Genomic DNA, 24413 nt, shown 5'->3' with positions numbered 1-24413 from the left:
GGCGTTCTGCGTCGGGCCATTGCAATTTAACCTTACGTAAACGGCATTCGGAAAGGCCCAAAGCGGCAGAATCCCACATTTTTTTGTTTGTTTGATCCCGCATTTCGTCCTAACCTTTCCGCAGCCGCCCGTTTTTTGGGGTGCAAACAGATACAGGAGCAACCAAGACATGAGCAAGAGAGACGATCTGATTGCGAAATATGCCGACGACCTGCGCAACAAGTGCAAAATGGAACCCGACATGGATCTTCTGACCAAGGTGACCATTGGTTGCGGCCCTGCGATCTATAACGCCGACAGCTCCACGGTTGCGGGCAGCGACCCGTCTGAACTGGAAACGGTTAAGAAAAACTACCTGATGAAAAAGCTCGGTCTGGCAGATAGCCCCGCTTTGATGGAGGCGATCACAGCCGTCATCAACACTTACGGCCAGTCAGAGCGCAGCAAATACCGCGCCGTTATCTATTACATGCTGGCCAAGCATTTCAACAAAGAGTCGGTCTACGGCTGACACCTTTGCACATGCAGATCGCGCACCCGTGCCCATCCAGCGCGGGTGTTCGCATTTTCGGGGTCTGAACAAACTGTATCAAAACCACCTCAAACCTTAGGTGCTTGGCCTTTGCACCGCGCAACCAGAGTTGCTATACCAAACGCATAGGACAGTATGTCCGGGACCTTTTTCAAACAGAACACGTGTGGTGCTTAGGGAGCGCGTGGTGCGAGAGGAGGGTCCTGATGGGGTCGGGGCCCTCCTATTTTTTGCACAGTTATGCCCGGCGTCAATTCACTGACCAAAACACAGCCTTCAATCAAAATAGCCAGAACAGGGGTTCCGCCCCGATTGCCGCGTTCGTCGGGAACTGGCCATTATTGCGCCAGACCGCCCATACGGCAAATGATCTGCCATTCTTCCTCGGTGACGGGCTGTACCGACAGGCGGGCGGTTTTCACCAGCGCCATGTTTTCCAGTTCCGGCGCATGCTTGCAATCCTCCAACGTCACGGGCTTCGGCATTGGCTTCACCGCCTTGATCATCACGCAATCCCAGCGCGGATCATCGGTGGTGCTGTCGGGTTCGCTCTCGCGGCAGACCTCGACAATGCCCACGATCTCTTTGCCGATGTTGGAGTGGTAAAAGAACCCGCGATCACCAAGTTTCATCGCCCGCATGTTATTGCGGGCCTGATAGTTGCGCACGCCGTTCCATTCCTCCCCCTCTTCGCCCTTGGCAAGCTGATGATCCCAGCCCCAGACGTTGGGTTCGGATTTGAACAGCCAATAGGCCATTAGCCCACCACCTTTTTCCACTCGCTGATTGCGACCGATGCAAACAGCCCCGCCTTGGCATAGGGGTCTTTCGCTGCCCATTCCTGCGCCTGCGCCAGACTTTCCACCGACAAAACCACCAGCGATCCGCACATGGCACCTTCGGGCGTCAACAGTGGTCCGGCCATTTCGACCACGCCGGTGTCCTCGATATAGGCCAGATGGGCGGTCCGGTTATCAAGCCGTACTTGCAGGGCATCGGGTTTATCGTAACAAAAAAGGGCAACGCGCATCGTGGTTTACTCCGGTTTCAAAGGGCGGGACATGAGGGCGCGAACGGCATCCTCAAGCGTGATCTGGTTTTGTGAAAGGGCGGCGACCATCTGTGTCACAGGCATATCCACCCCATGGGTTTGCGCCAGTTTAGCGACGGCCTGCGCGGTCGCAACCCCCTCGACGGTCATCGCAGGGTCAAAACTGGCCCCCTCGCCCAGCGCCACACCAAAGCGGAAATTACGCGATTGCGCCGAGGTGCAGGTCAGCACCAGATCACCAAAGCCCGAGAGCCCCCCCAAGGTTTCCACCCGCGCCCCTTGATGCAACGCCAGCCGCTGCATCTCGGCAAAGCCGCGCGTCATAAGGGCCGCCCGCGCGCTTTCTCCAAGCCCCGCGCCGATCACCACGCCCGCCGCAATCGCGATCACGTTCTTCAACGCGCCGCCAAACTCGGCACCAATCACATCGGTCGTGCGGTACAGGCGCAACACATCGGTTGAAAGCTGGTGTTGCAAGGCCATTCCAACCGCGTCATCCGCACAGGCAAGCGTCAGCGCGGTCGGCAGGCCCTTGGCGATATCGCTGGCAAAGCTCGGCCCAGTTAAAATCGCCGCATGGGCATCGGGGCAATGTGTCAAGATAACACCCGTTGGCCCCAATCCCGTCGTCAGGTCCACCCCCTTGCAACAGGCCACCAGATTGCGTCCCGCCAGCGCGCCAGCGTGTTCCGCCAGAAACCGCCCCATCGCCTGCGCGGGCAGCGCCAAAAGCACCGTCCTTGCCTGCATGACCTGCGCCAGATCATCCGCAACAGTCACTAACGCCGGCAATTCGGCCCCCGGCAGGCGGTCAATCCCGCGCCCCTTCTGGCCACGCCCCCATAGCATCACTGGCGACTGCGCCCCCAAGGTTATCGCCAAAGCACCGCCAAAGGCCCCCGCCCCGATGATTCCGATCATAGCTTGGCCCCCTTTTTGCCCGACCCCAAAAGCGCAGGGCTGCTTTGATCAAGCGGCCAGCGAGGACGCGCCGAAAGGGTCAGATCATCCCGCGCGCCGCTACGAAACCGTTCAATCCCCGCCCAAGCGATCATCGCGGCGTTATCGGTGCAAAGCGCCAGTGGCGGGGCCAGGAACCTCACACCCGAGACGGCACAAACAGTCTCTAACTCTGCCCGAATGGCAAGGTTTGCCGCGACACCGCCTGCCACCGCCAGCGCGCCAACAGGAGCCAATGCCAAGGCGCGTCGGGTCTTTTCGGCAAAGACATCCGTGACCGCCGCCTGAAACCCCGCACAAAGATCAGCGCGATCGGCCAACGTCAGCCCGCCTTTTTCGGCAATCACCTTATCACGCGCGCGCAACAAAGCGGTTTTCAAGCCCGAGAACGACATATCGCACCCCGGCCGATCCATCAGCGGGCGCGGCAGAGGGAACCGTTTCGCATCGCCCTTACGGGCCTCTGCCTCCACCGCCGGGCCGCCGGGTTGGGCCAGGCCCAAAAGCTTGGCCACCTTGTCAAACGCCTCGCCAGGCGCATCATCGATGGAACCGCCAAGCCGCGTAAACTGATCCGCCCCGTCCACCCGCAAATACTGGCAATGCCCGCCAGACACCAAAAGCATGATATAGGGAAAGGCCAATCCATCCGTCAGGCGCGGCGTCAGCGCATGGCCGGCCAAATGATTGACCCCAATCAACGGCAAGCCCGTCGCCGCCGAGATCCCCTTGCCGCACATGACCCCCGCCATCACGCCGCCGATCAAGCCCGGCCCCGCCGTAACAGCCACCGCGTCCAGATCGCCAAAGCCCAGCCCTGCCTCGGCCATGGCCTTTGACACGCAGCCGTCCACCCGTTCTGCATGGGCACGGGCGGCGATTTCAGGAACCACACCCCCAAAGGCGGCGTGCAGGCTTGTCTGGCCCTCAACCACATTGGCCAAAATCTGCCGCCCCTCCGGCCCGTCGCGCACGATTGCGGCAGCCGTGTCATCACAACTGCTTTCGATACCAAGAATGGTTATACTTTGCCGCATGTCAGCCCCGTTGCCTAAGGGTTTTCCAGCAGGTAACATTGTGTCCATGACCACACAATCCCAGATGCCTGCCTTTCTTTTGACGCGCCCGCTGGCATATAGCCAGCGTTATGCCGCAACTTTGCAGCACTGTTTCGGGCCGGGCCTATCGATTACCATCAGCCCGCTGATCGCCCCCCGCCTTTTGCAAACGCCGTTTCCGACCGGCCCTTGGGACTGGTTGATCCTGACATCGGAAACCGGCGTGGCCGCCTATGCCCAGCATCCCGCCCGCCCCTCAGACCTGCCAAAGCGTGCCTTTTGCGTCGGGGATCGCACGGCCAAGGCCGCACAACAGGCGGGGTTAGAGACGATTTCAGCCGATGCCGATGCCGTTGCCCTGATCGCCCTCATTCAAAAGCACAGCCCCGATGGGCAGCTTTTACATATATGCGGCGCGCACCGGCGCGGGGATGTGGCCGGAAACCTTACCAACAGCGGAATTCCAACCAAGGCCTTTGTTCTTTACGAACAAGAACAAAGGCCCCTATCCGTGCAGGCCGCAAATTTGCTTTCCGGAAAAAGGCCCGTTCTGGCACCGCTTTTCTCTCCGCGCACGGCGGCCATCTTTGCCGGGGCGCTTGCAGATACCTCGCAAAAAGCGCCCCTGATTTGCGCAACGCTTAGTGATGCGGTGACGGATGCGCTGGCGCAACACAAGGATATAACCCTTTGCCCGGCGGCAAAACCCACCGCCGCGGCATTAACCGATGCGATAAAGAAGTATTTGGCAGCACGTCAGGCACCTTGAGCCTGTGGCGCAGTCAGTTTAGGCTATAAACATACCGGCCCATCCGGAAATTCAAATGGAGGCGCAGCAATGGCAACCCCAAAGACCCCACGCAAACGCGCGGTCAAGGCCCAAGTGGCCCAAGATGGAAGCGCGGGCGAGCCCCTCGTGGATGCCACAACCGAAACTCCCCCCTCTGTTTCTGACGTGTCCGAACCCGCCAAGGTTGAGGATTCCGCCGTTGCCCAAGACGGTGCCGCCGATACAACAAGCCCCGCACCAACGGAAGAAACCGTCGATGTGGCAGAGCAGCCCGTAGAACCCGAGACGCCCGAAGAAAAGCCCGAGATTGCAAAAGAAGTAGAGGTGGCCGCCCCGCCGCCGCCTGTCGTAAAATCCGGCCCCGGTTTTGTGCCCTTGGTTTTGGGCGGGGTTGTGGCCGCAGGCATCGGCTTTGGCCTTGCGCAATACATCAAACCCGAAGGCTGGCCTTTCCCCGGCACGTCAACGATGCAAGCCGATTATGAACAGCAGGCCAAAGATATCGCAGATCTGCGTGCCCAGATCGCGGCCTTGCCGAAAGAAGATGCCAGCACCGCTTTGATGGGCGAAGTGGAGCAAATTCGCGACATCGCCAACACCGCTTTGGAAACGGCGCAGGCTGCAACCCCCGCGCCCCAAACAGATGTGACGCCACAGCTAGAGACGCTGGCCGCACGGATCACAGCGCTTGAAAACCGCGTACCCGAAGGCGAAACGGTAGAACCCGCCGCGATCCAAGCGCTGAAGGCCGATATCGCTACGCTCCGCAGCGGTCTGGATGAACAAAAAGCCGCCGCTCAGGAAATCATCGATGCCGCCGAGGTCACGCGCGCCAATGCGGTTGCCGAGGCGCAAACCGTTCTGCTGCAAGCCGCCGTCAGCAATGTTGAGGCCGCGATGCAAAACGGTCTGCCCTTTGCAGAACCTTTGGCGACATTGGCCGATGCCGGTATCACCATTCCGCAAACCCTGACCGATCACGCCGAAAACGGGGTGCCAACCATCACGGCACTGACCGAAAGCTTTGATGTGGCGGCGCGGGCAGCACTGAACCAGAGTTTGCGTGAGAATATGGGAAGCACCTGGACCGAGCGTGCCGGCTCTTTCCTGCGCAGCCAGACCGGCGCAAGGTCCCTGACTCCGCAGCAAGGCGATGATCCCGATGCCGTGCTGTCGCGCGCGAATGCTGCCGTTGCTGCGGGTGATCTGCAAACCGCGCTTACTGAAATCGAAGCCCTGCCCCCGGTTGCGCAAGACGCGCTTGGGGATTGGGTTGCACAGGCGAAACTGCGTCAAGACGCACAAGCAGCGACTGCCGAATTAACGGCAGCGTTGAGCGAAAGGTAAACCACTGGAATGATTTGGTCGCTCATCAAAGTATTGCTGTTTGTCGCCGCCATCACGGGCCTTACTTACGGGGCTGGTGTGCTTATGGATACCGGTGGCGGTATTCAGATCGCTATGTTGGGGGTGGAATTCACCCTCGGCCCATTGCAAACCGCCGTGGCGCTTTTGCTGCTGCTGGTTGGTGTCTGGGTGTTGCTCAAGCTCATCGGTTTTGTCGTCGCCGTTCTGCGGTTTCTCAGCGGGGATGAAACCGCGATTTCGCGCTATTTCGATCGCAACCGTGAACGCAAAGGCTATCAGGCGCTGTCGGACGGGCTTATGGCGCTTGCCTCGGGCGAGGGGCGTGTGGCGCTGTCGCGTGCTGCCAAGGCCGATAAATTACTGGACAAGCCGGGCCTTACGACCCTGCTGATCGCACAGGCGGCGGAAATGACCGGCGATACGAACCGCGCCGAGGCCGCCTATAAAAAGCTGCTGTCGAATGACAAATCGCGCTTTGTCGGCGTGCGTGGGTTGATGCGCCAAAAGATCACCCAAGGTGATACCGCAACCGCCCTGAAGCTGGCCGAAAAGGCCTTTGCCCTCAAGCCGAAACACGCCGAGATTCAAGACACTTTGCTGGGATTGCAAACCGGTCAGGGTGATTGGAAAGGGGCGCGCGTGACGCTTGGTGCCAAGCAAAAATCCGGCGCGTTGCCGCGGGATGTGTACCGTCGCCGCGATGCCGTTCTGGCCCTGCAAGAGGCGAGCGGCGTGATTGAGGAAGGCGCCACCATCGAGGCCCGCGAAGCCGCGATTGAGGCAAACCGTCTTTCGCCCGACCTGATCCCCGCAGCGACCATGGCCGCCCGCAGCTATATCGCCAAAGGCGATACCCGTCATGCGACGAAGGTCCTCAAGAAAGCATGGTCGGTACAACCGCACCCGGATCTGGCCGCCGCATTTGCCGAAATTGCACCAAATGAAAGCACCACGGATCGCTTGAAGCGGTTCCGCGTGCTGACCAAGCTCAACCCTGATCACATCGAAACCCGCCTGCTGTTGGCAGAGCTGAACATCACGGCCGAGGATTTCCCCGCCGCACGTCGCGCGCTGGGTGATCTGGCCTCTACCAACCCCAACGCCCGCACGCTTGCGATTATGGCAGCCGTGGAACGTGGTGAAGGGGCCGATGATGCCGTGATCCGTGGCTGGCTGGCCCGTGCGCTGACGGCCCCCCGTGGGCCGCAATGGTGCTGTGACAAGTGCCAAGCGATCCATGCACATTGGGGCCCTGTCTGTGACAATTGCAGCAGCTTTGACACCCTGTCATGGCGCGAGCCTGTCGACACCTCAGGCCCAAGCGCCACTGGCTCAGAGCTGCTGCCCCTGATTATCGGCGCACCGGAAGAGCCCGCGGTTGTCGTTGAAGGCAGCCCCGAAGAGGCTGAGATCATCACCGAGGAAGCCGAGGCAAAAACTGAAAAATAGGGCTACACAGTTCGACTTTGTAGTGCTATTAGCCCGCCATGCTGTGAAGCTCGGCGGGCTTTTCAATCAGAAAACGTCCAACTCCAGCATAACGCAATTGGTATCTTGGCGTTATCAGATGCCCCAATAGCTCAGATGGTAGAGCAATTGCTTCGTAAGCAATGGGTCGGCGGTTCGATTCCGTCTTGGGGCACCACCACTTCAGATAACTCATTGGTAACACTCCAGCTTTTAACACTTGTTAGGAGCCGTAGACCATGTCGGAGACCAAATCACCTACGTTCACCTTCGCAAAGGACGGGGTCTTTTACTTCAGCCGCCGTATCCCCAGAGAGCTTCGCCGCCACTATTCTTCCCCTAGGATCGCATATTCGTTGCGCACCAAATCAGAAAAACTAGCCGAAGCCAGAGCGAGACGGGCTGCAGATCAGCTGGATGAATACTGGTACCACCTCAGATCACATGATGCTGACTTGCCGGGAAGGGAATGGCGTTAATTGCGGCCCATGCCATGCCTACATCATCGCTCCCAAACGGTCTGGTGTTCGTGACTTTCTCCCCGAGGTCTTCCCCGGCTGCACCATCAGAACATGGAAACCAGCCAAGGTAAAATTGACAGGTTGGGTTGCGGATACTGTGGACCTTGTGAAGGCTTTCTTCACCAACAACCCGGATGGGGTCTACCTCTACAAGGACCTCAGGGACGATCTTGTGACCACCGACACCTCCAACTTCAACAAACGTGTTCGACGCCATGAAAGCTATAAACTCGAACTGGACAGGATGGGTCTTGAGGAGATCACCGTTGGCAATCAGCGCCACCGCAACGCCCTTGCAAGCAAGTCATCGCCCCTAGGTCCTATCGAAGGCTCCAGCTACTTCGTAGATGTCTGAGCCGCAAAAATCTGAGCGTCCTATCAATAGACAGGGCGTTCGCGTTTCCCCCCCCTAGTCAAGGGCAGTGGTATGGGTGCCACGGAATAAGTGCCACCATTGCTTAAAGGTACGGCCACCCATGCTGGTCAGACCTTGCTCCACCATCACAACCCGCCTGTAGCACATCGCAACACCACTCCTCTGAGAGGGTTGGCTGACCGAGGTGCTTGGCGAAACTATCTTTCAGGTTTCCATGAAGGCCCGCGAAGGTGCTGCTCTGGTCTCCGAGCAAGAAGCCTTGCAATCCCAACTTGATTCGATGGGCGCAGCCGTCACACAGGATGCTGAACAACTGGCGAGGCTTTCCCCGAGGGAGCGTTGGCGGCAAGCTGTGGCCGACCCTAGGCACCATCCGCAGTTACGCTGCCGATCTGCTGTTCACCTAGAATCTGGTTGAGCAGATAGGGCAACATCGGTGCATCCCCGGTGTTGCTGCCCGTGATCTCGACTGCTCTGATTTCCAACGTTTGCTCATCAATGCCCCCTCTCGGGCCATTGCTGTGCAATCGCCTACCGGCCAACGGATCGTCAGTGATCCGCAGCGCTTCAGTGCCGCGTTATAATCAGCCCAGTCCGTCGTCTTATAGGTCGGCGATGTCGGTTTACTCATGCAGGGAAGCTACCACACTGGTTTCACGACATGAATCCCTCAACCCCTTTGTGCAACAGTGCCGTGATATACCCAAAATCGAACAAGCATATCATGGACATTCAAGCTCATTTGCACGCCCCGTAACCTGCTCTATTTGCGCCAAGAAAACAGCTATGGGGGCACCCTATAAAATCAATATAAATTAATACATACAAATCAACACGTTATATATCAAATGTGAATACGTCTTGGATTTGAAAATCAACTCACTACATTTAGTCACGCCCCCCCCTCTTTGTGAAGCCGCCCAAATATTACGCTATACACAAATTTTACACGTTTTTTCGATGCATTGCGCATGCGCCAAGGGCAAAGAAATAAAATGGTAAACTATTGGCCCCTACTCTCTGAAACGTAGTTGCCCGCAGTGACGGGAGTACTTTTAGTAACGGAGCGGTCCAATGGCGACCTATACCTTTGTTGGTTACTCACCATCAGGCATCTCGTTTTTATCGGGTGCCCGGCTCCGCATAGATTCGACCTATGATGCCAATTCCGCCTCGGCGTACAGCTTTGAGGTCACCGACGATGACACGCAATGGTCTGGCGATTCCATGGTGGATGGCACCGCGGATGATACCTCCCAGCAAACGACAACCGTCCGAGATGGCGATGGCAATGTGGTGGCCAACGGGCAAAGCTATCTAGAGTATTCCAAGACCGCGTCGGACGGTTACGGCAATGACATTGTTATCTACCGCGTGATGATCGGGTCCACGACCGTTGGCTATGCTGCTGATGGTCTGCTCGTGCCCGGCAATACCTATGATTACACTGTCGATGAGATCACCCCGACAAACCAGCCGCTCTATTCCTCGATTGTCGATCAATCCCACGATCCCGATCAGGGTAACGACATGGAAGGCACCGCAAACGGGGATTCACTGCTCGGCGCTTCGGGTGACGACACCATTGAGGGCAATGCCGGTTATGACACGATCTATGGCGGAACTGGGAATGACCGCATCGGTGGCGGGGAGGGAAACGATTCCCTTTATGGTGGCGATGACGACGATTCTATTCGTGGGTGGAGCGGGGATGACCAAGTCTTTGGCGGGGGGGGCGATGATACCCTAGAGGATGATGAGGGCAACGACACCATTTACGGTGGGGCGGGCGATGATAACATCTACCTCTGGAAAGGGGATGACAGCGCTTTCGGCGGCGACGGAAACGATACGATCGAGGCGTTCGACAACTTTGGTACCGATACAGTTGTCGGCGGCGGCGACTTTGACACCCTAAGCGTCGAAACCCTGTCTGCGCCTGTCACGGTTACCTACACTAATGATGACTCCGGCACGCTGACCAATGGCGGCGACACCATTTATTTTTCCGAGATCGAGAAGATCGTCACAACCGATTGGGCCGACCTGGTCGATGGCCGGACAAGCAGAGTTGGCGCGGACTTTGAGCTTGGGGACGGCAATGATACTGCCTATGGCACATTCGGTGACGATAGCATCTCTGGCGGCGATGGCGACGATTTAATCGACAGCTGGGCCGGACTCGATACCGTATACGGCGGAGCAGGCAACGATTCCGTTTACGGCGGCGATGGTGCGGACCTGCTTTATGGCGGCGACGGCACTGATGAAATGCAAGGCTGGACGGGCAATGACACGCTTTATGGCGGGGCGGGGGATGATACGCTCCAGTCTTGGGAAGGCAACGAGTTTCTTTATGGCGGCGATGGTGCCGACACTTTCCTGATTACAGAAAAAACCGGCGCAACAACAATCAGCGGCGGTGAGGGCGGAACCGATGATGACACGCTGGATTTCAACGACTCTAGCGGAACAAGCGGCATATCCGCCACGTTTAGTGGCAACGAGAAGGGCAGCTTTGCCCATACCGGCGGTGTTGGCACCGGTACCTTCGAAGGTATTGAAAGCGTCAAAGGTACCGAATTCAACGATGAAATCGACGCATCAAGCACAAACTCCGGCATCGACATCAGCACAGCCGCCGGGGATGACACAGTTATTGGCGGCTCTGGCGCGGATCTGATCTCGGGCGAGGCCGGAAACGATTCTATTACCAGCGGTCTCGGTGATGACACGGTTTACGGCGGCGATGGTGCCGATTGGATCAATGCCGGAACAGGCGCTGACAGCGTTGAAGGCGGTCTCGGCAATGACTCCATCTATGGCGGCAATGACAACGATACGCTTTATGGCGATGAGGGAAACGACTATATTGAGGCGGGTGTCGGCAATGACTCGGTCTTTGGTGGCACCGGCGACGATGTCCTTTCAGGAGCGGCAGGCGATGACACCCTTTGGGGTGACGAGGGAAACGATTCCCTTATAGGCGGCGACGGGGCAGATTTACTATATGGCGGTATCGGCAAGGATACCTTGTCAGGTGGCGCAGGCGATAATGAGATTTATGGCGGCGAGGGCGATGACTATGTCGCCAGCTCACATGCCACCAGCGGCAATGATACGATCTATGGCGGGGATGGCAATGATATCATCTATACCGGCAGCGGCAGTGATGTGGTTTACGGCGGGGATGGCCGGGACAGCATCTATCTGGCAGGCGGCGAAAACACTGCATATGGCGGCGAGGGCAATGACCGCATAACGACCTCTGACACCTCGGGGGCTTCCAGCATTGATGGTGGCGCGGGCGATGACGTTATTTCCACCCATAACGGTATCAACAACGCTGACACGATCGCGGGCGGTGAAGGCAACGATTCAATCGTTTCCCACGATGGCGATGACATCGTTGATGCCGGCGCAGGCAATGACACAGTACTGGCCGGCAGCGGTGATGACACTGTTGACGGCGGCGACGGCGATGATGAGCTATATGGTGAGTCCGGCGCAGACATTATAACGGGCGGCGGCGGCGACGACTTCATGTCCGGTGGCGACGGCGATGATCTGTTCGTTCTGACACATGACGGCGGCAATGATACGGTTTACGATTTCGACATGACGCTGAACGCCGGAAAGACCGCCGATCAGCTGGACGTAAACGATCTGCGCAATCTTGACGGCAACCCGATACAATGGGCTGACGTCACGGTCACCGACACTTTCGGCGATGGCACCGGCGATGCAATCCTGACCTTCCCCGAGGGAGAGAGCATTACCCTTCTCGGGGTGTTGCCAACGCAAGTGGATGGCAAGCTGGAAATGACCACGATCGGCATTCCCTGCTTTGTCAGCGGCACGCCGATCCTTACGCCCTCTGGCTGGCGCGCGGTCGAAACGCTTGAGCCGGGAGATTTGGTCGAAACTCAGGAAGGCCCCGCCCCGATTATCTGGGCAGGGGGGCGCGATCTTGGCTCTGCCGATCTGGCTGCACGCCCTACAGATATGCCGATCCATTTCGAAACAGGCGCCATTGGCAACATCTGCCCCCTGCGTCTGTCACCTCAGCATGCCGTCGCAATGGTTCAGCCGGATGGTTGCATCAAACTGGTTCGCGCGCGGCATTTTGTTGACATGGGCAAACGTGGCGTGCGCATCGCACGCGGTGTCAAAGCGGTGCAATACCATCATATCTTGCTGGACCGTCACGCCATCCTGTCCGCCTCTGGTGCGGCAGTTGAAAGCATGTATCCGGGAAAACAGGCCCTTGCCGCCCTGTCATTGGCCCAGCGTTTGCAGATCGCACGGGCCATCAAAGGCATCCGTCCCTCTGCCATGATCAATTTGAACGACCTGACCGCCGCCTACGGCGATCGCATCTATCCGCTTTTGCGACGCAAAGAGCTTGCCATTTCAAGGCGCGCGACCGCCATGCCGCTCTCCCAAAACATGACACACTTTTTGCAGGGCCAACAAAGGCTGGCACTAAGGCCGGTTGCAACCGGTAAAGGTATAATCTTGCCGAATGCGCTAACGACAAGCCCATCATAACGCCCTAGCATGTGCCCATAGACCGACCACATGCCACAAAGGTAGTTACCCGATGACCGATACCCTCTTGCGCGGACGCATCCTGACCTTCCACCATGAGCCCGTAGACCCCGAGGATACCGGTGCCTATAGCTATATCGAGGATGGTGCCATTTTGATGCGCGACGGTATGATCGCCGCTTCGGGCACATATGATGAGGTTGCGCAAACCAGCGGCGATACCCCTGTTATCGACCATCGCCCGAAACTGCTTATGGCCGGCTTTATTGACACGCATATCCATTTTCCACAGGTGCAGGTCGTTGCAAGCTGGGGCGCCCAACTGCTTGACTGGCTCAACAATTACACCTTTCCGGCAGAGGCCGAATACGCCAATGCCCAACACGCCCGCGCCATGGCCGGGCGGTTTTGCACCATGCTGACCGATCACGGGACCACCACGGCCATGGCGTTTTGCTCGGTCCACAAAGCCTCGGCAGAGGCCTATTTTGCCGAGGCCGCAGCCCGCAACATGCGGATGATTGGCGGCAAGACCATGATGGATCGCAACGCCCCCGATGCCGTTCTTGACACCCCGCAATCGGGCTATGATGACAGTAAAGAGCTGATCGCGGCATGGCATGGCAAGGGCCGCGCCTCCTATGCCATCACCCCGCGTTTCGCGATCACCTCCAGCTCGGAGCAGTTGGAAATGACCGGCGCGCTGGCGGCGGAACATCCCGATTGCTACATCCAAACCCACCTATCGGAAAACCATGACGAGATCGCATTTACAGCCGCCCTTTATCCCGATGCACGCGACTATCTCGACATCTATGAGGGCCACGGGCTGCTTGGCCCGCGCACATTTTTAGGCCACTGCATCCACCTGAAGGACCGAGAGATCGCCGCAATCGCTCAAAGTGGCGCACATCCGGTGTTCTGCCCCACCTCGAACCTGTTTCTGGGCAGCGGATTGTTTGATGATGCCGGTCTTCGCGCCCGCGGGATCAAAAGCGGGATTGCCACGGATATTGGCGGGGGAACCAGCTATTCCATGCTGCAAACCCTCAACGAAGGCTACAAGGTGTTGCAGCTTCAAAACCAGACCTTGCATGCCTTGCGGGCTTTTCACTGGATCACGCGCGGCAACGCCGAGGTGTTGGGACTGGCCGATAAGATCGGCACGCTCGACGCCGGAACAGAGGCGGATATCGTCGTGCTCGATCCAGCTGCCACCCCCGCCATGGCCCTGCGAATGGAACGCGCCGAGACTTTGAACGAAGAGCTTTTCGTATTGCAGATGATGGGCGATGACCGCGCGATTGTTCAAACCTATGTCGCAGGGCAGCCGCAGAAAGAAACCGCGTCATAACTACAGCACCCGGGTTGGATTTCGGCCCGGTTGATGCCCCCAACCCATCCTATTTGCGGCTAAAAACTAGGCGAACCCGTCTATCTATATGATAATAAGTAATAATTTTTATTTACCACAAAACCACAAAAATACACTAAAACATAAATATACCCAAATTAGCGACTGATTCGGGTTGAAAAGAACTGTGGCGTTTACGGGGAACAAGCCTTGCAACACGCAAAGCACTTCCCGTGACCTCACTGTAAAAAAACGAGCGAACAGGGAACCCAAAAATGAACAATAAAATTTTGAAACTCACCGCCTCGGCAATCGCAATCTGTGCTGCGGCACCTGTCTTTGCCGACGCGCTGACAATCTACACAGCGCTTGAGGAAGAAGAGGTCGCGATCTATCTTGATGCGGCCAAAACGGCCATGCCCGATCTGGAAATTGACGTGCTGCGCTTGTCTACTGGCAAGCTTGGCGCAAGATTGCTGGCCGAGGCGGGCAACCCGCAGGCTGATGTGATCTGGGGTTGGGCTGTCACCGCGATGATGGACCCGCAGGTGCTGGAGCTAATGGCACCGGTTGAAATTGCCGGCACTGAAACGCTTGCGCCGGAATTTCGGGATGCGGATGGCCGCTGGTTCGCGCAGATCGGATATATGGGGGCGTTTTGCGTCAACACGGCGCGGCTGGCAGACAAAGGGCTAACGATGCCGACAAGCTGGGCCGATCTGGCAGCGCCGGAATTCAAGGATGAAATCCTGATGCCCGACCCCAATGAATCCGGCACCGGCTATCTGCATGTAAACGCGGTTCTACAAGCGTTGGGTGTAGAAGAAGGCTGGAAGCTGCTGGACTCGGTTCATCCGAACATGGCGCAATACACCTCTTCGGGGTCCAAGCCCTGCAAATCGGCGCGCACGGGGGAATACACCGTTGGTATCTCGCTTGCCTTCACTGCGATGCAATCCATCGAGGAAGGCTATCCGCTGGCCATGGTCTTTCCGTCAGAAGGTGTCGGATATGAACTGGAAGCCTCGGGCGTATTGGCCAGCAGCGACCAGAAAGACGAGGCAAAACGCTTCTTGGATTGGACAATGTCGGACGGGGCTATTTCGCTGTTTCGCAAGCATAAGGCACTTGTAACCGTCGCCGGCGGAGAGGCCTCAGAAGCCGCAGCAAACGCCGGGCTGCCTGCTGATATCTCTACCGTGCTGGCCCCTGTGGATTTCGTTGAATCCGCCGGCCGTCAGAATGAGATCAAGGCAGAGTGGCGCGAGAAATTCGGCCGCTGATCCACGACACGGGCTGCGGGGGAATATCCCGCAGCCCTTTTCGCCAACCAATCCAGTACCCGTGCAGAACCCCGTTCTGAACGCCTAATTCCGGGGCATACGGACATGTATCTTACTGTCAAAAACGTCACCAAACGCTACGGCACATTTACGGCCTTGGACGATGTTTCCATTTCGATCGAGCAGGGTGAATTCGTCTGCCTGCTTGGCCCCAGCGGCTGCGGCAAGACCACGTTGCTGCGGTTGATCGCCGGGCTGACCGACATCGACGAAGGCGAGGTTTTGCTTGAGGATGAAATCCTGTCGGACGTGCCGGCGCGGGATCGCGGGTTTGGTATCGTGTTCCAATCCTACTCGTTGTTTCCCAGCATGACCGTTGCCGAAAACATCGGCTATGGGTTGAAAATCCGCAACGCGCCGGCTGCCCAGATCAACGCGCGGGTCGCTGAATTGCTAGAGATCGTGAAGCTGCCCCACCTTGCAGATAAACTTCCCGGACAACTTTCGGGCGGGCAACAGCAACGCATCGCCCTTGCGCGTGCGATTGCCGTTGATCCACGCGTCCTGCTGTTGGATGAGCCGCTTTCGGCGCTTGACGCCAAGGTACGCAGCAGCCTGCGCGATGAGATCAGGCAGTTGCAAAGAACGCTTCAAATTCCAACGCTTATGGTCACCCACGACCAAGAAGAGGCGCTTGCGCTGGCCGATAAGATCATCTGCATGAACCACGGTGTCGTGGTGCAGGCGGGCACCCCCGAGGATCTTTATTACCGCCCCGCCACCCGCTTTGTCGCGGATTTTATGGGGGTCAGTAACCTGATCTCAACCGATCTTATCCGCCGGGAAATGCCGGCACTGCTGTCACAGCGCCCCGATGCCCCCGACGCGCAATTTGACGCCTGCATCCGCCCCGAGAAAATCCAGATCAATGCCGATCCAAAAGGCAGCGCCACCATCCGCTCTGCCGGGTTTCTTGGCAATCTGACGCGCTACAAGCTGGACAGCGTCTTTGGTGAGATGATGGTAGAGGCGCATGGCCCCCAACGCCTAAAGGAAGGGCAAACCGTTGCGCTTCAGATTTCGCCGTCCGATTGCACTTGGGTTGTCAATGATGGCTATGAGGTGCCGGAATGACCGCCGCATCAACCAAGGCCGCCGCCAAGCGCGGGATGCGTCTGGACAGTGACAAGGTTCTGGCGGCCGCCTGCGTGGTCATCCCGCTGATCGGGCTAACCTTGTTTTTCCTTTACCCGATGGCCACCGTATTTTTGCGGTCCATCACCACCGCCGACGGCAGCTACGGGTTGGGCAACTATGCCGAGGTGCTTGCATCCAAAGGGTTTTGGCGTGCAACGCAGAACTCTATGGCGATGGGTGTTGCCACAACAATTGTCAGCGTGTTTCTGGGCTTTATCATCGCGCACGGCCTGCACCGCTGCGCCTTTCGCGGCAAATGGTTGATCCGCGGTGTTATCATTCTGCCGCTGCTGGCGCCCTCACTGGTGCAAGCACTTGGGCTGATCTTTTTGTTGGGCCGCAACGGGCTTGTCAGCCGCGCGATCGGGACAGAGGTGGATATTTACGGCTTTTGGGGCCTTTTGATCGCCAATACGCTTTATGCCTTACCGCAGGCGGTAATGATCATCGGGGCGTCACTGGTTTTGCTGGATGCCCGCACCTATGAGGCCGCCGAGGTGATGGGCGCCAAACCGATCCGCCAGTTTCGAGACCTGACCCTGCCCGCGATCTTTTTTGCCCTGCTCAACAGTGCCTTTGTTGTCTTTATCATCACCATCACCGATTTCGGCAATGCGGCGGTGATTGGCGGGGATTACTCTGTGCTTGCGACCGAGATTTACACCCAAGTGATCGGCTTGCGAAACTTTAACATGGGCGCGGTTGTTGGCATTATGCTGCTGTTGCCCACGGTCATTTCCTATGTGATTGAACGCCAGTCGATGAAACGCCAACAGGGGCGGCACGCAACCAATGTGCAGCGCTTCGTGCCCAGCTTTTATGCCAAGCGCGACATCCCGATGGCGGCTGCCTGTTTTGCGGTTGTGGCGATGATCCTGTCGGTGATCGGCGTCGTAATCTATGCCAGTTTTGTCAAGCTCTGGCCCTATAACCAATCGCTGACCTTCAAGCATTTCGACATTACGCTGGCGGGCGGCTATGCCTCGCTCTGGATCACCATTGCGATTTCGCTGGGGACTGCGGCGGGCGGGACGTTCCTGATCTTTCTTATGGCATTGGGCTTGCGGCGATTGTCGGGCGGGGTGTCCCAGATGGTTCAGGTTCTGGCCGCGATGCCTGCGGCGGTGCCAGGCATTGTGCTGGGTCTGGCTTATATCCTGACGTTCAACTCCACATCCACGCCGCTTTACCTGCTTTACGGAACGGCCACGTTGATCGGGATCATCAACTTCTATCACTATCACACGCAGGCATTCCTGACCGTGATGACCGGCTTTCGTCAGTTCCCAACCGCGTTAGAGGAGGCCGCGACGACGCTGGGCGCGGGGCTTGGCCGCACGGCGGTGAATGTGATCGCGCCCTTTGTGGCACCGATGCTGGCGGCGGTGTTCTTCTTTTTGTTCATGCGCTCGATGGTGACGCTTTCGGCGGTTGTGTTCTTGACCACGGCCAAGCTGGATGTGGCGGCTGTCACGATTATGCGGCTTGATGATGCGGGGCTGACATCGCAGGCGGCGGCGTTTTCCACCTGCGTCATGGCGGTTGTCTGCCTTGCCTTGGGCGGGATGAAGCTTGCGATTACCCTGCTGTCGCGGTCGCCGCAAATGCCGAAAGAGGGCTAGGCCATGTGGTTCAAGGAACGCCACCAGCGCATTTTGCAGCTTTTGCAAAGCAGCCAGCAGGTCAACGCGAATGAGCTGGCCGAACTGCTTGGCGTTTCCCGCGAGACCGTGCGCCGTGATCTGCTGGAGCTGGAAAGCGGCGGGCTGGTGGACCGCGTCCATGGTGGCGCGGTCCTGCCCCGCAAGGAAAGCGAGGCCCCGTTCGAGGCCCGCAAAAGCGCGCATCACCGCGCCAAGCAAGATATCGCGCGCAAAGCCGTGTCCCTTATTCCGGCGGGGGCATCGATCATGGTGGATGCCGGCACGACGACCAGCGTTTTCGGCACTGTGCTGGCCAAATTGTCGGGGATCATGGTGATCACCAATTCGATCGACATTGCGCAAACCATCCGGGCGGCCGGCGCGGACATAAACCTGATCTTGCTTGGCGGGCAAATCGTATCGGATGTGCCCGCCACCTATGGAGAGCTGACCTTGTCAGAGATTGCCCGCTTCAAGGTGGATCTGGCCTTTATCGCACCCGTTGCCGCCCATGCCACCGAGGGCGCTTTTTCCTTTGACCTCAAGGAAAGCGAGGTCGCGCGCGCAATGGTGGCGCAGGCCCGCGAAACCGTCATTCTGTGCGACCGAAGCAAGCTTGGCGAAACCAGCCGCGTCCGGTTTTGCGAGGCCGCCCAGATCGACACGCTGGTAACAGACAGTCTGGCGCAACCCGAACAGATCGCCGCATTCGAGAACACCCGCACAACCATTATTGTCTAACGCCCATAGCATAAAAGATCAGGAGAAGATCAATGACCAACCCAACCGCCCCTCAAGCAAACGATACCCGCCTCAGCCAGATTTTGGCGGATGGTGAAGTCTTTGCGCGGGCGGCGGGCGAAACGGCCCGCAAGTTCTTTCGCAAGCACAATAATGTGGAGTTCAAAGAGGATGAAAGCCCCGTCACCGTCATTGACCAGATGATTGAACGCGACCTGAAACAGGCCATTGCGGCCAAATACCCCCAAGACGGGATATTTGGCGAAGAAAGCGGCGTTGACGGTGATTTGACCGGAAACCTTTGGGTTATTGACCCGATTGACGGCACACGCTCTTTCATCTCGGGCAATCCGCTGTTCGGAATGTTGCTGTCCTATATGCAAAAGGGCATGCCAATGGCCGGCATCATATCCATGCCGATGCTGGATGAGATTTACTGCGGGGCCGTCGGGCATCCGGCCACCTGCAACGGCCAGCCGATCAAAGTATCCGAGCAACGCAATATCGATGACTGCACCCTCTATATAAATGAGGGCGACAAGATGATTGTAGATCATCCCGAAACCCTGTCAAAGCTGTTGAAAGTGGGTAAAAACTGCAGGTTCGGCTATGACTGCTATCCCCATGCCTTGCTGGCGGCGGGGCATGTTGATGCCGTGGTGGATTTCGATCTTAAACCCTATGACTATCTGGCACTTACCCCTGTTATCGAGGCTGCTGGCGGGATTATGACGGACTGGCAAGGCAAGCCGCTTGACCTGTCCTCGGACGGGGCGGTGGTTGCGGCGGCAACGCCGGAATTGCACCGCGCGCTTTTGGCCTTGTTGAACGGTTGAACCATGCAAGAGAAAGCAAACACCATGACCGAATCCGCAGTTGATGTCGTGAACCCCGAGGGCAAGAGCCGCGTGGTTTTGCTCTGTGAACATGCCTCTAACCGGTTTCCCGAAGTCTTTGGCGATCTGGGGCTGGCGGCGGATGATATTGAAAGCCACGCCGCATGGGACCCCGGCGCGCTGGCCCTTGCCAAACGGCTGAGCCAGCATCTTGATGCGCCCTTGGTTGCCTCTACAGTGTCGCGACTGATCTATGACTGCAACCGCCCGCCAGAAGCACCAAGCGCCACACCGGTGAAATCTGAGCTGATCGAAGTGCCGGGGAACGCAGATCTTTCCCCCGCCGAAAAAGCCCAGCGCGTCGCCGAGGTTTACGACCCCTTCTGCGCCGCTGTGGCCAAAGTTCTGGATGCGCGGGATGCAGGTACAATCGTCGTCACGGTCCATTCCTTTACGCCGGTCTATTTCGGCCAGCACCGCAAGGTAGAGCTGGGCCTGCTGCACGACAAGGACAGCCGTCTGGTCGATCTTATGCTTGAACAGCGGGCCGCATTGCCGCACCGTGTCGTCGAACGAAACCAACCCTATGGCCCCGATGATGGCGTAACCCATTCGCTCCAAAAACACGCAGTTTCGCGCGGCTGCCCAAATGTCATGCTTGAGCTGCGCAACGACCTGCTGACGACTGACGAAAACGTCGAAACAATCGCAAATGAGATCCTGACCCTCTTGATCCCGGCAATAGAAAAACTGACCAATATGGAGAATCAAAAATGAGCGCCAAAATGACCTTTGATGACTTGCAGGACCTCGTCGCCAAACGCGAAATCGACACAGTGCTGGTTTGCTTTGTGGACATGCAGGGCCGACTGATGGGCAAACGCTTTCACGCGGGGCATTTTGTGGCAAGCGCTTGGGAAGAAACCCACTGCTGCAACTACCTTCTGGCGACCGATCTGGAAATGTCGACGCCTGACGGCTTTGCCTCTACCAGCTGGGAACGGGGCTATGGCGATTATGTGATGAAGCCGGACCTGACCACGCTGCGTCCGGTGCCATGGCTGGCGGCAACCGCGATGGTGCTTTGTGATATTCTGGATCACAACACCCATGAAGAGGTCCCCCATTCCCCCCGCGCCATGCTGAAACGACAGGTGGCCCGCTTGGCCGAGATGGGCTTTGACGCGATGACCGCGACCGAGCTGGAGTTTTTCCTGTTCGAGAAAAGCTATGAAGAAATCAGCAAATCCGGCTTTCGTGATCTCGCACCGCTTTCGGTGTATAATGAGGATTACAACATCTTCCAGACCACCAAGGAAGAGCATGTGATGCGCCCGATCCGCAACCATCTGTGGGATGCGGGCCTGCCGATCGAATGCACCAAAGGTGAGGCCGAGGCCGGTCAGGAAGAGCTGAACATCAAATACGCCGATGCGATGAAAACGGCAGAATATCACAGCATCGCCAAACATGCGGTCAAGGAAATCGCTTGGCAACAGGGCCACGCTGCATCCTTCCTGCCCAAGTGGCACCAAAGCAAGGCCGGCAGCTCCAGCCATGTTCACCAGTCGTTGTGGAAAGATGGCAAGCCCGCGTTTGCCGATGACAGCGACGATCTGGGCATGTCGGAGCTGATGAAACACTATATGGCCGGCCTGCTGAAATATGCGCCGGATTATACCTATTTCATGGCGCCCTATATCAACAGCTACAAGCGTTTCATGAAGGGAACTTTTGCGCCAACACGGGTCATCTGGTCGGTGGATAACCGCACCGCAGGCTTCCGCCTGTGTGGACAAAACTCCAAGGCGATCCGGGTTGAATGCCGGATTCCGGGATCGGATATGAACCCCTATCTGGCGATGGCGGGGATGCTTGCTGCGGGCATCGCGGGGATTGAGGAAAAGCTGAGCCTTCAAGCACCCGCCACCGGGGATATTTATCAAGGCGACACCGGCATGATTCCGGGAAATTTGCGCGATGCACGCGAAACTCTGCTTGCATCTGCGATGTTGCGCAAGGCATTGGGCGATGATGTTGTCGATCACTATGCGCGCGCCGCCGAGGTGGAGATCGAGGAATTTGATCGCGTCGTTACCGATTGGGAAATCGCACGCGGATTTGAACGGGTATGAATGAGGCTAGCATGACTGAAACACTTAAATGTATCTCGCCGATTGATGGATCGGTGTTTGCCACGCGCCAGACATTGACGCTTGACGCCGCCCGTGCGGCTGTCGACCGTGCAAGGGCTGCGCAAAAAGCATGGGCCGCGCGCCCTATGGATGACCGCATCGCGCTGGTCATGGCGGCGGTTGCGGCGGTCGGTGATATGAACGACCAGATCGTGCCAGAACTGGCGCAAATGATGGGCCGTCCCGTGCGCTATGGCGGCGAATTCGGCGGCTTCAAGGAACGCGCCTCCTATATGGCCGACATCGCGAACCAGGCGCTGGCCGATATCCTTGTGGGCGAAGACGCGCAGTTCAAACGTTACATCAAGCGCCTGCCGCATGGTGTGGTTTTTGTCGTCGCCCCGTGGAACTACCCCTATATGACGGCGATCAACACCGTGGCCCCTGCGCTTATCGCGGGCAATGCCGTGATGCTGAAACACGCCACCCAAACGCTTTTGGTGGGCGAGCGTATGGCACAGGCCTTCCATGCGGCGGGCATCCCTGAGGATGTGTTCCAGAACCTCTATCTGTCCCACGCGACAACCAATGATCTGATTGCGGGGAATGCGTTTGATTTCGTTAATTTCACCGGCTCGGTCGGTGGCGGTCAGGCGATGGAACGCGCCGCGGCGGGCACCTTTACCGGTGTTGGCACCGAACTTGGCGGCAAAGATCCCGGCTATGTGATGGAGGATGCCGATCTTGACGCGGCGGTTGAGACGCTGATCGATGGTGCGATGTTCAACTCGGGGCAATGCTGCTGCGGGATTGAGCGGATCTATGTGCATGAAAGCCTGTTTGATGATTTCGTTGCCAAGGCCGTGGCCATTGTAAACGGCTACAAGCTGGGCAATCCGCTGGATCAGGACACCACGATCGGCCCGATGGCCAACCTGCGCTTTGCCACCGAGGTGCGCGCCCAGATCAATGAGGCCGTGGCGGCTGGCGCCAAGGCGCATATCGAGACCTTTGCCGAAGATGACGGCGGCGCCTATCTGACGCCGCAAATCCTGACCAATGTCACCCATGACATGCGCGTCATGCGCGATGAAAGCTTTGGCCCCGTTGTCGGCATCATGCCCGTCAAGGATGACGCCGAGGCCATCCGCCTGATGAATGACAGCGAGTTCGGGTTGACGGCCTCTCTCTGGACCAAGGACATCGACAGGGCGCAAGCGGTCGGTGACCAAGTGGAAACAGGGACGGTGTTCATGAACCGTGCCGATTACCTCGATCCCGGCCTGTGCTGGACGGGATGCAAGAATACCGGGCGCGGCGGCGGTCTGTCGCTGATCGGCTATCACAACCTTACACGTCCAAAATCATACCACCTCAAGAAAGCTACGTCATGAAACTCATTGGAAACTGGTCCTACCCGACAGCAATCCGTTTTGGTGCCGGCCGCATTACCGAGATCGCCGAGGCCTGCCGTGCCGCTGGCATCACAAAACCGCTTTTGGTGACCGACAAGGGCCTTGCCGGCATGGAAATCACGGCAAAGACACGGGCAATTCTAAAGGATGCCGGTCTGTGTGACGATATGTTCTCGGATGTTGATCCGAATCCCTCGGACAAAAACGTCGAGGTCGGGCTGAAATTCTATCGCGATGGCGGTTACGATGGTGTGATCGCATTTGGCGGCGGATCGGGGCTCGATCTGGCCAAGGTTCTGGCCTTCATGGCCGGACAAACCCGCCCGCTGTGGGATTTCGAAGACGTCGGCGATTGGTGGACCCGCGCCGATCCTGCCGGCATCCATCCGGTTGTGGCCGTGCCGACAACCGCCGGAACCGGGTCCGAGGTGGGGCGCGCCAGCGTCATCTCCAATTCGGCAACCAATGAGAAGAAGATCATCTTCCACCCCAAGATGTTGCCCGTTCAGGTCATCTGCGACCCCGAGCTGACGGTCGGCATGCCCAAGTTCATCACCGCCGGAACCGGTCTGGATGCCTTTGCCCATTGCGTTGAGGCCTATTCATCACCGCATTACCACCCGATGTCCCAAGGCATCGCGCTGGAAGGGATGCGCCTGATCAAAGATTACCTGCCCCGCGCCTATGCCGATGGCACCGATCTTGAGGCACGCACACATGTGATGAGCGCGGCTGCCATGGGCTCTACTGCGTTCCAAAAAGGGCTGGGGGCGATCCATGCGATTTCCCACCCCATCGGTGCGATCTATCACACCCATCACGGCACCACGAATGCGGTCTGCATGCCAGCCGTTCTGCAATTTAACCGCAGCGCCATCGCCGAGCGTTTTGACGCGGCGTCGGCCTATCTCGGGATTGCGGGGGGCTTTGACGGGTTCTGTGCCTTTGTCGATGATCTGAACGCGTCGATGGCAATTCCGAAAACGCTGACCGAATTGGGCGTCAAGGATCCTGACATCGACCGTTTGGTAAAGGACGCCTTGGCCGATCCAAGCACCGGCGGCAACCCCATCACGATGACCGCGGAAAATACGCGCAAACTGATCGAGGCTTGCTTGTAAGAAAACTGTGCGAC

21 protein-coding genes, 1 tRNA gene and 1 pseudogene are annotated in these 24413 nt (G+C 57.9%); 18 read left to right on the top strand and 5 right to left on the bottom strand.

Annotation, left to right across the window (positions count from 1 at the left end; translation table 11 throughout):
• The first annotated feature begins 169 nt into the window (after positions 1–169).
• The gene (locus EOK75_RS08935) at positions 170–511 is read left to right on the top strand and encodes a DUF2853 family protein (protein ID WP_137193617.1); all 342 of its coding nucleotides are present in this window, start codon (positions 170–172) and stop codon (positions 509–511) included.
• Positions 512–870: 359 nt separating this feature from the next.
• On the opposite strand, the gene EOK75_RS08930 is transcribed toward EOK75_RS08935, so the two are convergent.
• Genes EOK75_RS08930 through tsaD form a run of 4 tightly spaced genes read right to left on the bottom strand, consistent with a single transcriptional unit; the run spans position 871 to position 3580 of the window.
• Positions 871–1290, bottom strand: a complete 420-nt coding sequence (locus EOK75_RS08930) for an EVE domain-containing protein (protein ID WP_137193616.1) — start codon at positions 1288–1290, stop codon at positions 871–873.
• Positions 1290–1562, bottom strand: a complete 273-nt coding sequence (locus EOK75_RS08925) for a YciI family protein (protein WP_137193615.1) — start codon at positions 1560–1562, stop codon at positions 1290–1292. The genes EOK75_RS08930 and EOK75_RS08925 overlap by 1 nt, the downstream gene beginning before the upstream one ends.
• Before the next feature lie 6 nt (positions 1563–1568).
• Positions 1569–2504, bottom strand: coding sequence for an NAD(P)H-dependent glycerol-3-phosphate dehydrogenase (locus EOK75_RS08920; RefSeq protein ID WP_137193614.1), 936 nt, complete (start codon positions 2502–2504; stop codon positions 1569–1571).
• Positions 2501–3580, bottom strand: a complete 1080-nt coding sequence (gene tsaD, locus EOK75_RS08915) for a tRNA (adenosine(37)-N6)-threonylcarbamoyltransferase complex transferase subunit TsaD (protein WP_137193613.1) — start codon at positions 3578–3580, stop codon at positions 2501–2503. Before tsaD ends, EOK75_RS08920 begins: the two co-directional genes overlap by 4 nt.
• A 46-nt stretch (positions 3581–3626) precedes the next feature.
• On the opposite strand from tsaD, the gene EOK75_RS08910 reads away from it, so the two are divergent.
• The 6 genes from EOK75_RS08910 (at position 3627) to EOK75_RS20810 (ending at position 8102) form a co-directional block, all read left to right on the top strand.
• On the top strand, positions 3627–4370 hold the full coding sequence (locus EOK75_RS08910) for a uroporphyrinogen-III synthase (RefSeq protein WP_168199197.1): 744 nt from the start codon (positions 3627–3629) through the stop codon (positions 4368–4370).
• A 69-nt stretch (positions 4371–4439) separates the two neighbouring features.
• Positions 4440–5738, top strand: coding sequence for a COG4223 family protein (locus EOK75_RS08905; protein ID WP_137193611.1), 1299 nt, complete (start codon positions 4440–4442; stop codon positions 5736–5738).
• Between the two features lie 9 nt (positions 5739–5747).
• Positions 5748–7208, top strand: coding sequence for a heme biosynthesis protein HemY (locus EOK75_RS08900; RefSeq protein ID WP_137193610.1), 1461 nt, complete (start codon positions 5748–5750; stop codon positions 7206–7208).
• 120 nt (positions 7209–7328) lie between these two features.
• Positions 7329–7404, top strand: a tRNA-Thr gene (locus EOK75_RS08895).
• 61 nt (positions 7405–7465) lie between these two features.
• Positions 7466–7705 (top strand): DUF6538 domain-containing protein, encoded by a 240-nt coding sequence (locus EOK75_RS21665; RefSeq protein ID WP_338053327.1) that lies wholly within the window; start codon positions 7466–7468, stop codon positions 7703–7705.
• Complete coding sequence (locus tag EOK75_RS20810; RefSeq protein ID WP_168199196.1) at positions 7644–8102, top strand: hypothetical protein; 459 nt, start codon at positions 7644–7646, stop codon at positions 8100–8102. Before EOK75_RS21665 ends, EOK75_RS20810 begins: the two co-directional genes overlap by 62 nt.
• A gap of 386 nt (positions 8103–8488) precedes the next feature.
• On the opposite strand, the pseudogene EOK75_RS21845 reads toward EOK75_RS20810, so the two are convergent.
• Positions 8489–8626, bottom strand: a pseudogene (locus tag EOK75_RS21845) (IS5/IS1182 family transposase); the annotation flags it as partial.
• 571 nt (positions 8627–9197) lie between these two features.
• On the opposite strand from EOK75_RS21845, the gene EOK75_RS21565 reads away from it, so the two are divergent.
• The 11 genes from EOK75_RS21565 to EOK75_RS08825 all read left to right on the top strand — a co-directional run bounded on the left by EOK75_RS21565 (position 9198) and on the right by EOK75_RS08825 (position 24399).
• Positions 9198–12674, top strand: coding sequence for a Hint domain-containing protein (locus EOK75_RS21565; RefSeq protein ID WP_137193608.1), 3477 nt, complete (start codon positions 9198–9200; stop codon positions 12672–12674).
• Between the two features lie 52 nt (positions 12675–12726).
• Positions 12727–14028 carry a guanine deaminase gene (gene guaD, locus EOK75_RS08870; RefSeq protein WP_137193607.1) on the top strand — a complete coding sequence of 434 codons (1302 nt, stop codon included), beginning with the start codon at positions 12727–12729 and terminating at the stop codon, positions 14026–14028.
• 275 nt (positions 14029–14303) lie between these two features.
• Positions 14304–15311: an ABC transporter substrate-binding protein gene (locus EOK75_RS08865; protein ID WP_137193606.1), complete on the top strand. Its 1008-nt coding sequence runs from the start codon at positions 14304–14306 to the stop codon at positions 15309–15311.
• Positions 15312–15416: 105 nt separating this feature from the next.
• Complete coding sequence (locus EOK75_RS08860) at positions 15417–16445, top strand: ABC transporter ATP-binding protein (RefSeq protein ID WP_137193605.1); 1029 nt, start codon at positions 15417–15419, stop codon at positions 16443–16445.
• Positions 16442–18130, top strand: coding sequence for an ABC transporter permease subunit (locus EOK75_RS08855; RefSeq protein ID WP_137193604.1), 1689 nt, complete (start codon positions 16442–16444; stop codon positions 18128–18130). The genes EOK75_RS08860 and EOK75_RS08855 overlap by 4 nt, the downstream gene beginning before the upstream one ends.
• 3 nt (positions 18131–18133) lie before the next feature.
• Positions 18134–18892 carry a DeoR/GlpR family DNA-binding transcription regulator gene (locus EOK75_RS08850; protein WP_137193603.1) on the top strand — a complete coding sequence of 253 codons (759 nt, stop codon included), beginning with the start codon at positions 18134–18136 and terminating at the stop codon, positions 18890–18892.
• Between the two features lie 32 nt (positions 18893–18924).
• Positions 18925–19728 carry an inositol monophosphatase family protein gene (locus EOK75_RS08845; RefSeq protein ID WP_137193602.1) on the top strand — a complete coding sequence of 268 codons (804 nt, stop codon included), beginning with the start codon at positions 18925–18927 and terminating at the stop codon, positions 19726–19728.
• Positions 19729–19752: 24 nt separating this feature from the next.
• Complete coding sequence (locus EOK75_RS08840; RefSeq protein ID WP_137193601.1) at positions 19753–20505, top strand: N-formylglutamate amidohydrolase; 753 nt, start codon at positions 19753–19755, stop codon at positions 20503–20505.
• Complete coding sequence (locus tag EOK75_RS08835; protein ID WP_137193600.1) at positions 20502–21863, top strand: glutamine synthetase family protein; 1362 nt, start codon at positions 20502–20504, stop codon at positions 21861–21863. Before EOK75_RS08840 ends, EOK75_RS08835 begins: the two co-directional genes overlap by 4 nt.
• 11 nt (positions 21864–21874) lie before the next feature.
• The gene (locus EOK75_RS08830) at positions 21875–23257 is read left to right on the top strand and encodes an aldehyde dehydrogenase family protein (protein WP_137193599.1); all 1383 of its coding nucleotides are present in this window, start codon (positions 21875–21877) and stop codon (positions 23255–23257) included.
• Positions 23254–24399: an iron-containing alcohol dehydrogenase gene (locus EOK75_RS08825; protein WP_137193598.1), complete on the top strand. Its 1146-nt coding sequence runs from the start codon at positions 23254–23256 to the stop codon at positions 24397–24399. Before EOK75_RS08830 ends, EOK75_RS08825 begins: the two co-directional genes overlap by 4 nt.
• Positions 24400–24413 lie beyond the last annotated feature (14 nt).

Origin of the sequence: Pseudorhodobacter turbinis (assembly GCF_005234135.1) — a bacterium.
GTDB classification, from domain to species: Bacteria; Pseudomonadota; Alphaproteobacteria; order Rhodobacterales; family Rhodobacteraceae; genus Pseudorhodobacter; species Pseudorhodobacter turbinis.
Note: the sequence above shows the minus strand (reverse complement) of the source record. Positions and strands in the feature narration are given on the sequence as shown.